At 60.2% G+C, this 13,751-nt stretch carries 12 protein-coding genes; 7 read left to right on the top strand and 5 right to left on the bottom strand.

What is annotated here, in order from left to right; genetic code table 11:
• The first annotated feature begins 11 nt into the window (after nt 1-11).
• Entirely contained in the window at nt 12-2,234 is a 2,223-nt protein-coding gene (gene ppk1 / locus POF45_RS14725) for a polyphosphate kinase 1 (protein WP_259497427.1), read from the top strand.
• Between the two features lie 207 nt (nt 2,235-2,441).
• On the opposite strand, the gene ppx is transcribed toward ppk1, so the two are convergent.
• From ppx to POF45_RS14700, 5 genes are all read right to left on the bottom strand, one after another.
• Complete coding sequence (ppx, locus tag POF45_RS14720) at nt 2,442-3,944, bottom strand: exopolyphosphatase (RefSeq protein ID WP_259497426.1); 1,503 nt, start codon at nt 3,942-3,944, stop codon at nt 2,442-2,444.
• A 254-nt stretch (nt 3,945-4,198) separates the two neighbouring features.
• Nucleotides 4,199-4,936: an amino acid ABC transporter ATP-binding protein gene (locus POF45_RS14715; RefSeq protein WP_259497425.1), complete on the bottom strand. Its 738-nt coding sequence runs from the start codon at nt 4,934-4,936 to the stop codon at nt 4,199-4,201.
• On the bottom strand, nt 4,923-5,573 hold the full coding sequence (locus tag POF45_RS14710; RefSeq protein WP_282315960.1) for an amino acid ABC transporter permease: 651 nt from the start codon (nt 5,571-5,573) through the stop codon (nt 4,923-4,925). Before POF45_RS14710 ends, POF45_RS14715 begins: the two co-directional genes overlap by 14 nt.
• Nucleotides 5,570-6,244, bottom strand: a complete 675-nt coding sequence (locus POF45_RS14705; protein WP_259497423.1) for an amino acid ABC transporter permease — start codon at nt 6,242-6,244, stop codon at nt 5,570-5,572. Before POF45_RS14705 ends, POF45_RS14710 begins: the two co-directional genes overlap by 4 nt.
• Nucleotides 6,245-6,265: 21 nt before the next feature.
• Nucleotides 6,266-7,051, bottom strand: a complete 786-nt coding sequence (locus POF45_RS14700) for a transporter substrate-binding domain-containing protein (protein WP_282315959.1) — start codon at nt 7,049-7,051, stop codon at nt 6,266-6,268.
• Between the two features lie 255 nt (nt 7,052-7,306).
• Between POF45_RS14700 and POF45_RS14695 the strand changes: the two genes are divergently transcribed.
• The 6 genes from POF45_RS14695 (at nt 7,307) to tli1a (POF45_RS14670) (ending at nt 13,673) form a co-directional block, all read left to right on the top strand.
• Entirely contained in the window at nt 7,307-8,014 is a 708-nt protein-coding gene (locus POF45_RS14695) for a FadR/GntR family transcriptional regulator (RefSeq protein WP_259497419.1), read from the top strand.
• Nucleotides 8,015-8,137: 123 nt separating this feature from the next.
• Nucleotides 8,138-8,467 carry a thioredoxin TrxA gene (gene trxA, locus POF45_RS14690; RefSeq protein WP_259497418.1) on the top strand — a complete coding sequence of 110 codons (330 nt, stop codon included), beginning with the start codon at nt 8,138-8,140 and terminating at the stop codon, nt 8,465-8,467.
• Between the two features lie 239 nt (nt 8,468-8,706).
• Nucleotides 8,707-9,966, top strand: a complete 1,260-nt coding sequence (rho, locus tag POF45_RS14685) for a transcription termination factor Rho (protein ID WP_007942421.1) — start codon at nt 8,707-8,709, stop codon at nt 9,964-9,966.
• Nucleotides 9,967-10,292: 326 nt separating this feature from the next.
• Nucleotides 10,293-10,805: a Tli1a family immunity protein gene (gene tli1a, locus POF45_RS14680; protein ID WP_282315053.1), complete on the top strand. Its 513-nt coding sequence runs from the start codon at nt 10,293-10,295 to the stop codon at nt 10,803-10,805.
• Entirely contained in the window at nt 10,793-13,114 is a 2,322-nt protein-coding gene (locus tag POF45_RS14675) for a T6SS phospholipase effector Tle1-like catalytic domain-containing protein (RefSeq protein ID WP_282315957.1), read from the top strand. The genes tli1a (POF45_RS14680) and POF45_RS14675 overlap by 13 nt, the downstream gene beginning before the upstream one ends.
• Nucleotides 13,115-13,181: 67 nt before the next feature.
• Nucleotides 13,182-13,673, top strand: a complete 492-nt coding sequence (tli1a, locus tag POF45_RS14670) for a Tli1a family immunity protein (protein ID WP_282316042.1) — start codon at nt 13,182-13,184, stop codon at nt 13,671-13,673.
• Nucleotides 13,674-13,751: the final 78 nt, after the last annotated feature.

Genomic DNA, 13,751 nt, shown 5'->3' with positions numbered 1-13,751 from the left:
AGGAACATTCGATGAATACCGAAGGACTCTCTGAAGTTGCAGTAAAGGAAGCTCAACCCGTGGTCGAGCAAATCACCGAAACCCCGCCGGAACTGGAGCCTGCCCCGCCCGCGGCAGTGCCCGAGCCGGTCGCGGCGGCACCGGCGATTGTGATTCCCGGCCTGGATGACAGCAGCCTGTACATCCATCGCGAGCTCTCGCAACTGCAGTTCAACATCCGCGTGCTGGAACAGGCGCTGGACGAGTCCTATCCGTTGCTGGAACGGCTGAAATTCCTGCTGATCTTCTCCAGCAACCTGGACGAGTTCTTTGAAATCCGCGTCGCCGGTCTCAAGAAGCAGATTACCTTCGCCCGCGAACAGGCCGGCGCCGATGGCTTGCAGCCGCACCAGGCGTTGGCGCGGATCAGCGAACTGGTGCACGGTCACGTCGACCGTCAGTACGCGATCCTCAACGACATTCTGTTGCCGGAACTGGAAAAACATCAGGTCCGCTTCATTCGTCGTCGCAACTGGACCGCCAAGCTCAAGACCTGGGTTCGCCGTTATTTCCGCGACGAGATCGCGCCGATCATTACCCCGATCGGCCTCGACCCGACGCACCCGTTCCCGTTGCTGGTGAACAAGAGCCTGAACTTCATCGTCGAACTCGAAGGCATCGACGCCTTTGGCCGCGACTCCGGTCTGGCGATCATCCCGGCCCCGCGTCTGCTGCCGCGCATCATCAAGGTGCCGGAAGAAGTCGGCGGCCCTGGCGACAACTATGTGTTTCTGTCGTCGATGATCCACGCCCACGCCGATGACCTGTTCCAGGGCATGAAGGTAAAAGGCTGCTATCAGTTCCGCCTGACCCGAAACGCCGACCTGGCGGTAGACACCGAAGATGTAGAAGACCTGGCCCGCGCCCTGCGTGGCGAGTTGTTCTCCCGTCGCTACGGTGACGCGGTGCGTCTGGAAGTGGCTGACACCTGCCCGAAACACTTGTCGGACTACCTGCTCAAGCAATTCAACCTGCACGAGACCGAGCTGTATCAGGTCAACGGCCCGGTCAACCTGACGCGGCTGTTCAGCATCACCGGCCTGGACAGTCACCCCGAGCTGCAATACACGCCGTTCACGCCGCAGATCCCGAAACTGCTGCAAAACAGCGAGAACATTTTCAGCGTGATCAGCAAGCAGGACATCCTGCTGCTGCACCCGTTCGAGTCGTTTACCCCGGTAGTCGACCTGCTGCGCCAGGCTGCCAAGGACCCGCACGTATTGGCTGTTCGCCAGACGCTGTACCGTTCGGGCGCCAACTCGGAAATCGTCGATGCGCTGGTGGATGCCGCGCGTAATGGCAAGGAGGTCACCGCGGTCATTGAGTTGCGGGCGCGCTTCGACGAAGAATCCAACCTGCAACTGGCCAGCCGTCTGCAAGCGGCCGGTGCAGTGGTGATCTACGGCGTGGTCGGCTTCAAGACCCACGCCAAGATGATGCTGATCCTGCGTCGCGAGGCGGGCGAGATCGTCCGTTACGCGCACTTGGGCACCGGCAACTACCACGCGGCCAACGCCCGTCTGTACACCGACTACAGCCTGCTGACCTCTGACGATGCCTTGTGCGAAGACGTTGGCAAGCTGTTCAGCCAGTTGATCGGCATGGGCAAGACGTTGCGTATGAAGAAGCTGCTGCACGCGCCGTTCACCCTGAAGAAGGGCATGCTCGACATGATCGGCCGCGAGACCCAGTTCGCGCTCGAAGGCAAACCGGCGCACATCATTGCCAAGTTCAACTCGCTGACCGATCCGAAGATCATCCGCGCGCTGTACAAGGCCAGCCAGTCGGGCGTGCGGATCGACCTGGTGGTGCGTGGCATGTGCTGCCTGCGTCCCGGCATTCCGGGGGTTTCTCACAACATCCACGTGCGCTCGATCATCGGCCGCTTCCTGGAACACACCCGGGTCTTCTACTTCCTCAATGGCGGCGAAGAGCAGATGTTCCTCTCCAGCGCCGACTGGATGGAGCGCAACCTCGACAAGCGCGTCGAGACTTGCTTCCCGGTGGAAGGTCGCAAGCTGATTGTGCGAGTCAAGAAAGAGCTGGAAAGTTATCTCACCGATAACACCCACAGCTGGAGCCTGCAGTCGGACGGCCGTTACATCCGCAACACGCCAACCGGCAACCAGAACCCGCGCAGTGCGCAGGCGACATTGCTGGAGCGGTTGGGCAGCCCGATTCTTGCGGTGAATTAACCCCAAGGCCTGACGCAGGACCTGTGGGAGCTGGCTTGCTCGCGAAGGCAGTGGGTCAGGCAACATCTGTGCTGGATGTGCCGACCTTTTCGCGAGCAGGCTCGCTCCCACATGGGGGTTGCGTCATCTGCTCAATGGCGGCAAACAAAAAGGGCGGTCCTTGCGGATCGCCCTTTTTTGTTCTCACTGTCCCGTGCAGAGGTTGATTTAGCGCACGTTCAGCACGAACCCAACCCGCGTCAGCCACTCCGCCTCAAGGGCGAAATCGGCCTGGGTCAGTTGGTTCTCGTCCAGCCAGTTTTTCGGAAACAGCACGTCCAGGCTGTCACCACGGGCACGCAGCACCACTTGCGGCATTTCCTGGGTGCCACGGATGTGGTGGAACAGGATCGCGAAACGCAGCAGTACGCACAGGCGAATCAGCTTGATGCCATCGTCGCCGAAGTCGGCGAACTTGTCCTTGGGGATGTTGCGACGGTGGCCACGTACCAGCAGCGCGAGCATTTGCTGGTCTTCGCGGGAGAATCCGGCCAGGTCCGAGTGCTCGATCAGGTAGGCGCCATGCTTGTGGTAGTGATAGTGAGCAATGTCCAGGCCCACTTCATGGACCTTGGCGGCCCAGCCGAGCAGTTCGCGCCAGACGCCGTCATCCAGTTCCCAGTCTGTAGCCACTTGATCGAAGGCATGCAGGGCCTTGCGTTCAACCCGCGCCGCTTGTTCCAGGTCGACGTGATAGCGCTCCATCAACGAGCTGAGGGTGCGCTCACGAACGTCTTCATGGTGATGACGGCCCAGCAGATCGTAGAGTACGCCTTCGCGCAGGGCGCCTTCACAGTGGTCCATGCGTTGCAGTTCGAGGGCGTCGAAGATCGCTTCGAGAATCGCCAGGCCGGCGGGGAAGATCGCCCGGCGGTCGGGCTTGATGCCTTCGAAGTCGATTTTTTCGGCGTCACCGAGTTTGAACAGTTTGCGCTTGAGCCAGGCCAGGCCCTCGGCATTCACTTCGCCGGTGCCGTGACCACCAGCCTTCAGCGCCAGACCGATGGCGCGGATGGTGCCCGAGGAGCCGATGGCTTCATCCCAGGTCAGGCGATGCAGGGCGTGTTCGATGCTCATGATCTCCAGCCGCGCCGCCGTATACGCCTGGGCGTAGCGGGCCGGGGTGATCTTGCCGTCCTTGAAATAGCGCTGGGTGAAACTCACGCAGCCCATTTGCAGGCTTTCGCGCAGCAGCGGTTCGAAACGCTGGCCGATGATGAATTCGGTACTGCCGCCGCCGATGTCGGCCACCAGGCGTTTGCCGGGGGTGTCGGCGAGGGTGTGGGACACGCCGAGGTAGATCAGGCGTGCTTCTTCACGGCCGGAGATGACTTCCACCGGGTGGCCGAGAATTTCTTCGGCGCGGCGGATGAATTCGCCCCGGTTGCGGGCTTCGCGCAGGGCGTTGGTGCCAACGATCCGCACGGCGCCGAGCGGCATGCCGTTGATCAGCTGGGCAAAGCGCTTGAGGCAATCGAGCCCGCGCTGCATGGATTCTTCGTTGAGCTGGCGCTCGTCGTCGATGCCGGCGGCCAGCTGGACCTTCTCGCCGAGGCGCTCAAGAATACGGATTTCGCCGTTCTGGGCCTTGGCCACGACCATGTGAAAACTGTTGGAGCCCAGGTCGATTGCGGCGATCAGGGACAGATTCTTGGCTTGGGAATGCGGCATGGTCTGGGGGTCTCGGTCGATAACCCAGACATCGTGCCACGATCAAAGGCTGGCGCCAACGCACATGGTTTAAACCCTTGATGTGGCGCACGGACGGCATGCCTTCCCTGTGGCGAGGGAGCTTGCTCCCGCTCGGCTGCGCAGCAGTCGTAAACAGGCGACCAAATTGTTGCTGGCGCACCGCGTTTCCCCGGGTTGGGGCCGCTACGCAGCCCAGCGGGAGCAAGCTCCCTCGCCACAGGAGGGAGCGACGGTCAGCCCTTGGCTTCAACCGTCCCGATAAAATTCGCCAACTCCGCCGTCCTGGGCTGGGCAAACAACACCTTCGGATCCCCCACCTCATGCACCTTGCCCTGATGCATGAACACCAACTTGTCTCCAACCTCCCGGGCGAAGCGCATTTCGTGGGTGACCATGATCAGCGTCATGCCCTCCTTGGCCAGTTGCCGCACCACACTCAGCACTTCGTTGACCAGCTCCGGGTCCAGCGCCGAGGTGATTTCATCGCACAGCAGCACTTTGGGCGACATGGCCAAGGCCCGGGCAATCGCCACCCGCTGCTGCTGGCCACCGGACAGGCGGTCAGGGAACGCATCGAACTTCTCCCCCAGCCCGACCCGTTCCAGCATCTGTCGTGCCAGTTCGGTGGCCTTGGCCTTGGGCACTTTCTGCACCACTTGCGGCGCCAGCATCACGTTTTCGCCCACCGTCAGGTGCGGGAACAGGTTGAACTGCTGGAACACCATGCCGACTTTCTGCCGCAGGCTGCGCAGGTCGGCGCGAGCGGCGTCGAGGTACTCGCCGTCGACTTCGATCACGCCGTCGTTGATCGATTCCAGGCCATTGAGCGTGCGCAGCAGTGTGGATTTCCCCGAGCCGCTGCGCCCGATGATCGCCACCACCTGGCCTTCCTCGACGCTCAGGTCGATGCCTTTGAGGACATGGTGGTCGCCGTAATATTTATGCAGGGCCGAAATTCTAAGCAGAGGCATGCAGTCTCCTTTCCAGATAGCGCGCACTGAGGGACAAGGGGTAGCAGAGCAGGAAGTAACCGAGTGCCACGAGGCCATAGACCATGAACGGTTCGAAGGTCGCGTTGGCAAGCATGCCGCCGGTCTTGGTCAGCTCGGTGAAGCCGATGATCGAGGTCACGGCGGTGCCCTTGACCACTTGCACCGAGAAACCCACGGTCGGCGCCACAGCGATACGCAGCGCTTGCGGCAGGATCACGTAACGCAATTGCTCCAGCGGATTGAGCGCCAGGCTCGACGACGCCTCCCACTGGCCGTGGGGGATCGACTCGACGCAACCGCGCCAGATCTCCGCCAGATAGGCGCTGGTAAACAGCGTCAGGGCCAGCGCCGCCGCCATCCAGGGTGAAATCTCCACCCCGGCCAGCGCCACGCCGAAGAACACCAGGAACAGCTGCATCAACAGTGGCGTGCCTTGAAACAGTTCGATCCAGGTACGGGCGAAGTGGCGTGGCAGGGCCTTGTTCGAAATACGCATGACCATGATCAACAGTCCAATCACGCCACCGCCGATAAACGCCACCAGCGACAGCGCCACGGTCCATTGCAGGCCGGTCAGCAGGTTGCGCACGATGTCCCAGAAGGTGAAATCAGTCATGGGCGGCTCCCGCTTCTCGTGATGTAGCGGCGGCCGATCCAGTTCAGCAACTGGCGGATCAGCAACGCCATGCACAGGTAGATCAGCGTGGTCAGGGCATAGGTTTCAAAGGCGCGGAAGTTGCGCGACTGAATGAAGTTGGCGGCAAAACTCAGCTCTTCGGTGGCGATCTGCGAACACACCGCCGACCCGAGCATGACGATGATGATCTGGCTGCTAAGGGCCGGCCAGACCTTGCCCAAGGCCGGCAGCAGCACGATATGGCGGAACGCCTCGAATCGGCTCATCGCCAGTGCGGCAGCGGCTTCGAGCTGGCCACGAGGAATGGCCTGGATGCCGGCGCGGATAATTTCTGTGGAATAGGCGCCGAGGTTGATCACCATCGCCAGCACCGCTGCCTGCCATTCGGAAATCTGCACACCCAGCGATGGCAGGCCGAAGAAGATGAAAAACAACTGCACCAGGAACGGCGTGTTGCGGATCAACTCCACGTAAACCCCGAAAATCGCCGAGAACGGGCGGATGTTCCACGCCCGCACCAGCGCCCCGACGATGCCCAGGCCGACCCCGAATACGGCACCAATCGCCGTCAGTTCCAGCGTGAACAGCGCCCCGCGCAGCAGCAGATCGGTGTTTTGCAGCACCGGCATGAAGTCAAACTGATAAGCCATTTAGCGTCTCCCGGGCGGCGATCAGAGATCAGCTGGCAGCGGCTCTTTCAGCCAGGTCTGGGAGTTTTTCTCCAGCGCGCCGTCGGTCTTGGCAGTGGCCAGGATCTGGTTGACCTTGTCCAGCAGCGCCGGCTCGTTCTTGTTCACGGCCACGTACACCGGCGAGTCCTTGAGCTTCACTTTCAGCGCCGGCACGCGTTTCGGGCTTTTCTCGCTGATCGCCACCATCACCACGTTGCCGCTGGCGATGAGGTCGACTTGCCCGGCCAGGTAGGCGGCGATGGTAGAGTTGTTGTCTTCGAAGCGCTTGATGGTCACGCCTTCGGGGGCGACTTTGGTGAGCTCGATGTCTTCGATGGCGCCACGGGTGACGCTGATGGTCTTGCCCTTGAGGTCGTCGAGGGTCTTGATGTTGGCGTCTGGCGGACCGAATACCGCGAGATAGAAGGGCGCATAGGCGCTGGAGAAGTCGATGACTTTTTCGCGCTCGGGGTTCTTGCCGAGGCTGGAAATCACCAGATCCACTTTGCCGGTGGTCAGGAACGGAATGCGATTGGTGCTATTGACCGGGGTCAGCTCCAGCCTGACCTTGAGCTGGTCGGCCAGCAGTTTTGCGGTGTCGATGTCCAGGCCGCGTGGCTTCATGTCCGGGCCCACCGAGCCGAAGGGCGGAAAGTCCTGAGGCACGGCCACCTTCAGGGTGCCGCGTTTGACCACATCTTCCAGGCCGTCGGCGTGGGCGGGTGCCTGGCTCAGCATCAGACTGGCAAACAGGGCGGCGAGCAGGGCGCTGTAACGCGGGGTCATGGCAAATCTCCGAATCGGCGAGAAGTGATTTCTGCAGACCGACAGAGCATGGGCCATGCCAACATGGGGTTTCAGCGCCGCAGGGCGCGGGTTTACTGGCGGAGTACGGTCTTACTGGTCTGAACAGTCAGTCTGCATTTCGCACCTGGATCGCGCAGCCAGGGCAATCGCCGAACCTGCTTGGGGCACGACTTGCCGAGGGCCGCAAATAGCTTTAAAACTGGCCGCTTATTGGCCTGGTTCGTCTGAATAACCATGAACTCGATTTCTCGCGCCGTACCCGAAGTGGCGTTGCAAGCCATCCGTAAACTGATCACCGAACAGGGATTCGGTGCCGGGGACGCCTTGCCTTCGCAGCGGGATCTGGCCGTGCAGTTGGGGGTTAGCCGGGCGTCGCTGCGTGAAGCGTTGTCGTCCCTGAGTGCGCTTGGTGTGATCAGTATTCAGCCGGGCAAGGGCGTGTTTGTGCAGGCGCCGGTGGACTTGCCCCGTGGCGACGCAGCATTGAGTTGGCCGTTTGCCGCCCAGGCCTCACCGCTGGATATCTTTCAACTGCGTTACGCGCTGGAGAGCTTTGCCGCCGGGTTGGCGGCGGTGACGCTGACCACTGACGAACTCGATGTGCTGGAAGACAATGTCGCGGCCATGCGCAGCGAGCTGAAGTCCGGCGACTTCGAGGCGGCGGCCAGGCTGGATTTCGAGTTTCACCGGCGCATCCTGCTGGCGAGCGGCAACCAGGCGATGTTGAGCATCCTGACCGCCAGCGCCGAGATCTTCCTGGAGAGCCAGAAACTACCGTTCATCCGGGCGGAGCGCGCCATGGAAACCTGGCAGGAACACCGCAAGATTCTTCGCGCCCTGGCGCGGCGGGCCTCCGGGGCGGCCCAGAAGGCGATGCAGGAGCATGTACGCAATGCCGCGCTGCGAACCGGAATCGCCTTCGTCGCTCCCGCCGCTTCATGACCTGGGCTATACCCAAACTCATGGATCATCATAGCGAGACTCAATCATCTGCACCTTCCTGAACGAGGGAAGGGCGGCTATGATGGGCCACGTTTTTTTTTGCTTACAACCCCGGAGACATCCATGAGCAGCGATCTTATCAAGCACGTCACCGACGCTAACTTCGACGAAGAAGTACTTAAGGCCGAAGGCGCTGTACTGGTCGACTACTGGGCAGAATGGTGCGGTCCTTGCAAAATGATCGCTCCTGTTCTGGACGAAATTGCTGAAACCTACAAAGGCAAGCTGACCATTGCCAAACTGAACATCGACGAAAACCAGGAAACCCCTGCCAAGCACGGCGTGCGTGGTATCCCGACGCTGATGCTGTTCAAGAACGGCAACGTTGAAGCGACCAAGGTTGGCGCGCTGTCCAAGTCGCAACTGGCTGCATTCCTCGACGCCAACATCTAAGTCGGCGACGTTGTATAAAAAGCCCCGCAAATTGCGGGGCTTTTTGCGTATTCAGGGCTAGACGCTCTGAAACTCAGGTGGTACATTCGGCCCCGCACTGGTTTCTCCACTGCCCCCTGCTAGCCGTCGCCGACGCATTCCTTTTTCAAGTACGCGATCCTGTCGCCTTCTCTGCGGCGCGGCCTCATTAAGCCAAAAGCTTAATTTCCCCCCTCCATAAATGATTACGTCATTCCTATATGAATCTGACTGAACTCAAGCAAAAGCCGATTACCGAACTGCTCGAATTGGCCGAACAGATGGGCATAGAAAATATGGCCCGTTCGCGCAAGCAGGACGTGATTTTCTCCCTGCTCAAAAAGCACGCGAAAAGCGGCGAGGAAATCTCCGGTGATGGCGTGCTGGAGATTCTCCAGGACGGCTTCGGCTTCCTGCGCTCCGCTGACGCTTCCTATCTCGCCGGCCCGGATGACATCTACGTCTCGCCGAGCCAGATCCGTCGCTTCAACTTGCGCACCGGTGACACCATCGTTGGCAAGATCCGCCCTCCAAAGGAAGGCGAGCGTTATTTCGCACTGCTCAAGGTCGACACGATCAACTACGATCGTCCCGAGAACGCGAAAAACAAGATTCTCTTCGAGAACCTGACCCCGCTGTTCCCGACCGTGCGCATGAAGATGGAAGCCGGCAACGGTTCCACTGAAGACCTGACCGGTCGTGTGATCGACCTGTGCGCCCCGATCGGCAAAGGCCAGCGCGGTCTGATCGTTGCACCGCCGAAAGCCGGTAAAACGATCATGCTGCAGAACATCGCGGCCAACATTGCGCGTAACAACCCTGAAGTTCACCTGATCGTGCTGCTGATCGACGAACGTCCGGAAGAAGTAACCGAAATGCAGCGCACCGTGCGCGGCGAAGTGGTTGCCTCGACGTTCGACGAGCCGCCAACCCGTCACGTGCAGGTTGCCGAAATGGTGATCGAGAAGGCCAAGCGCCTGGTCGAGCACAAGAAAGACGTGGTGATCCTGCTCGACTCCATCACCCGTCTGGCCCGTGCCTACAACACCGTGATCCCGAGCTCCGGCAAAGTGCTCACCGGTGGTGTCGATGCCCACGCCCTGGAGAAACCGAAACGTTTCTTCGGCGCTGCGCGGAACATCGAAGAAGGCGGCTCGCTGACCATTATCGCCACCGCACTGGTTGAAACCGGTTCGAAGATGGACGAAGTGATCTACGAGGAATTCAAAGGCACCGGCAACATGGAACTGCCTCTGGATCGTCGTATCGCTGAAAAACGCGTCTTCCCGGCCATCAACATCAACCGCTCCGGCACCCGCCGCGAAGAGTTGCTGACCGCCGACGACGAGTTGCAGCGCATGTGGATCCTGCGCAAGCTGCTGCACCCGATGGACGAAATCGCTGCCATCGAGTTCCTGGTCGACAAGCTGAAAACGACCAAGACCAACGACGAGTTCTTCTTGTCGATGAAGCGTAAGTAAGACGAAGTACGCTTCACAAAAAAGGGCGCCCCTGACAGGGCGCCCTTTTTTTGTGCGCCATAGGTTTGTCTCCTGTGAGGCCTTACCACGCAACTGACTTCTCCTGCCTGAGCCGATCACCCGCAAAAACGTAGGAAAACGAATATTTTCCTTGAGGGAAATTTCCTGTTCGTCCCGATGACCCTGGCATTGGGGCGGCAGTCGTTGACTGCCCACTGCATCATTTGTTTTCCAGTGTTGCTGTTTCTCGAGCGCGAGGGCCACGCGTTCGGCGAATTGTCTGGTTTTTTGAATGACAGGACTTCAATGAAAAGGAAAATGACTTCATGCCCACGTTTTCGACGGCCAGGTGCCTTGTCGCAACGCTCGTGGGGGCCTTGTTAACTCAAGGCGCCCAGGCCAGCACACTTGAAGCCATCAACCACACCCATTGGGCGATCAACCGCTTCAGCGTCGACGGTCGTTCGGGGATCGACATCATCGGCCCGTATCAGGGTGGTGGGGGCGGTTGTTGTTATATCGCTCCGTCGCGCTGGAGCCCAGACATGACCGTGCGTGTCGATTGGGAAACAGGTGTGGCCTATCCCGATGGCTTTCCCGGTTTTGCTGACGAGGCCAAGTACGACGCCTGGCTAGACAAAATCGATGCCCAAAAACGCCAGCACAGCAAGGTAGTCCCCGTCCCGGACTACACCGGCCAGAAAGTCTGCGGCCTCACCGTGCACTTCCTGCCCTGCGATGAACTCCAGGTCACCACCTCCTGCTACGCCTACGGCAGCCCCGAATACCCGATCAAAACCCCATTGCACTTGCCGGAGCCTCAGTCATGTCCGAAGTGAAACATGCCAGTGTCTGGGTCCCACCGGAGTTTCCTATGGAGGGGCGTTTGCCTCGCCGCGTCGGCCAGGTCCAACAAAATATCCTGCGCCAGTGCGAGCAGGAGCGCGGCTACCACGATGCCCTTTGCCTGGCGGCCGGTCGCCGGGTGATGCCTCCGTGTTGCAAGACCGTGCACATCAGCCTGTTCTTCGACGGTACCGGCAATAACCTGAACGATGATTTGTACATATCCAGTACACCGCACCCGACCAATATCGCCCGGCTGTTTCGCGCCACCGTCGGGGACGGGTATGCCGGTGGTACCGGACACAGTGACAAGGCCCAGCGTTTGACCGACGCGGCGGGCACTGGCAATGGCCAGTACTTCAAGTACTACATGCCCGGCGTCGGTACGCCGTTTGCGGAAGTGGGCGACCTGGATTACACCGCTGCCGGGCTGGCGGGCGCCTGGTTCGGCGAAGAACGGATCAACTGGGGCCTGTTGATGCTCATCGACGCCCTGCGGCGCACGCTGGGGCTGCCCCGGCTGGACAACGCGAGCCTGAAGGCGGCGGTCCAGGCCATGGGCACGTTGCCAAGCCTGGAATTCAACGGCCAGGCCAACCGTGCTGGTGTGTTCAGCAAGCAGCTCAAGGCGATTGAAAAGCCGCTGCGCCTTGCGCTGGCACAACCAAACCCCGGTACGTCTAAGCTGTTGGGCATCAAGCTGTATGTCTATGGTTTTTCCCGTGGTGCAGCGGCAGCACGGGCCTTTGTCAGTTGGTTGAACGAGCTGATGCGTTACCGGCCGTTCCTGAAACTGGATGATCTGGAGATTCCCCTGAGCGTGGAGTACCTGGGGCTGCTGGACACCGTAGCTTCGGTGGGCATCGCTGATATCTTTCCAGGAGCAGATGGCCATATGGCCTGGGCCGATGGCAATCAGGAACTGCCCGGTGGTGGGCTGGTCAAGCGTTGCTTGCACCTTACGGCAAGCTATGAGCAGCGCCTGTGTTTTCCGCTGGAATCGATTCGTCGCGAGAGTGGCAGTTACCCGGTGAATAGTGTGGAGGTGGTTTATCCGGGGGTGCACTCGGATCTGGGCGGTGGGTATCCGCCAGGGGATCAGGGGAAGGCGTTAAGCAAAGACAATACCGAGGGCGACGGTCTGTTGCTGTCGCAGATCGCGCTTAATGATCTGTATGCCGATGCCTTTGCTCACGGAGCTCCGTTGAAGGTCCCTGAAGATGCTCTGCCAATAGGACTGCGCCATGAATTCTGGCGGGCAATGGCGCCAGAGGTGGTGGATGAGTTCGACGTTTCTCCTATTCTGGTCAACCGCTTCAATGCCTGGCGTCAGATGACTCTGGGTCTGCCCCTCGTTTCCCAACCGCTATCCACAGAACAGATAGAGCGTTATCAACCCCTCACATCCACCTCCACGTTGGAACAGTCAGCACGCACGCAGTTGGGCTGGATCACCGCCTGGCGCATCGACCGTTATGCCTTCGCCAGCTTGAAGCAGAAAACGTTCTACCTTCAGGCGACCGATACCGAAGCCGACGCGGTAGTACGTAAGCAAGCCGAGTCAGACCGGAACAAAAAACAGGCAGCTGTTAAATCAAGGCGCAAAGAGCAACTAGCCCTTGAACGCAGTGGCCGAGCGCAGCTAAAGCCACAGGAACCCGGCGTTAAGGACTTCGACGCGGACATGGGGCAAACCCAATTGCGCGAAGCCGCCGAGGAATTCGGTGACGCCTACCGTGACCCCGATCACTTAGCCTCCAGCCTGAGTCGAGTATTACCGGCGAACGCTCCGCCCGTGGTGGTGTTGCGCATCATCACCGCCGATGCACGCGTCGAGGGCAGGCAGATGAAAGCGGCGGGACGGGCCAGGGTCAGCCAGCTGTTTCCGCCGCCGGCTGGTCAGCGTAATCACTGGGACGAAAAGACCCGGGGCCCCGTGGACGAAACCAGCAACGCCTCGCAGCCTGCGGGACTGTTGCGAGCGCTGTTTGATGACCAGGTCCACGATTCCCGCGCCTGGTTCCTCTACTCACCATTATTTGGGCGTGAGCCGATGGGCAGCTATTTCCGAGAACGCATGGTGTTTTTTGGCGAAGCCAGCCGAAGAGAGGTTGCGCTTAACCCTGAAGCGAAAGCGACGATGCTCGCAGCCGGCACGTCTTTGCCAGCCTCGGAACCTGCCGTTGCGGCTCACCCTCCCGTCATGGACGCTCAACGTATGGCAGAAGCGCAGCAAGCCATCGAGGCGCACTGGGACGCCTATTACGCCAAGGTCGGCGAGGTGAACAATGCGCGGGCCTGAGCCTGTCTTTCAACGTCCTGATTCAGGAGTTAAACCCATGCCCGATCTCATTTCGTGCCGCGTGCTGATGGCTGCCCTCTGCGGCTTGATTGGGGCTGTGTTGGTGCAAGGCGTTCAGGCCAGCACCCTTGAAGCCATCAACCACACCCATTGGGCGATCAACCGCTTCAGTGTCGACGGTCGTTCGGGCATCGATATCATCGGTCCGTACCAAGGGGGCGGGGGCGGTTGCTGTTATATCGCGCCGTCGCGCTGGCAGCCAGGGATGACGGTACGTGTTGATTGGGAAACAGGTGTTGGTAGTTCAAAAGGTTTTCCCGGTTTTGCTGACAGGCCTAAATATTTGGCATGGAGGGACCAGATACGAGCCCAAAAACGCCAGCACAGCAAAGTAGTCCCCGTCCCGGACTACACCGGCCAAAAAGTCTGCGGCCTCACCGTGCACTTCCTGCCCTGCGATGAACTCCAGGTCACCACCTCCTGCTACGCCTACGGCAGCCCCGAGTATCCAATCAAAACCCCGTTGCACCTGCCGGAACCACAGTCATGCCCGAAATAAGCGACGCCGTATGACGGGTGATGAAACGATGTAACCACAGGTACATCAAGGCGACATGCCAAGTGATGGCGTGGGTAC

Source organism: Pseudomonas fungipugnans, assembly GCF_029955235.1.
Taxonomy (GTDB): Bacteria; Pseudomonadota; Gammaproteobacteria; order Pseudomonadales; family Pseudomonadaceae; genus Aquipseudomonas; species Aquipseudomonas fungipugnans.
The sequence above is the reverse complement of the archived record's forward strand: the minus strand, read 5'-3'. Positions and strand labels throughout refer to the sequence as shown.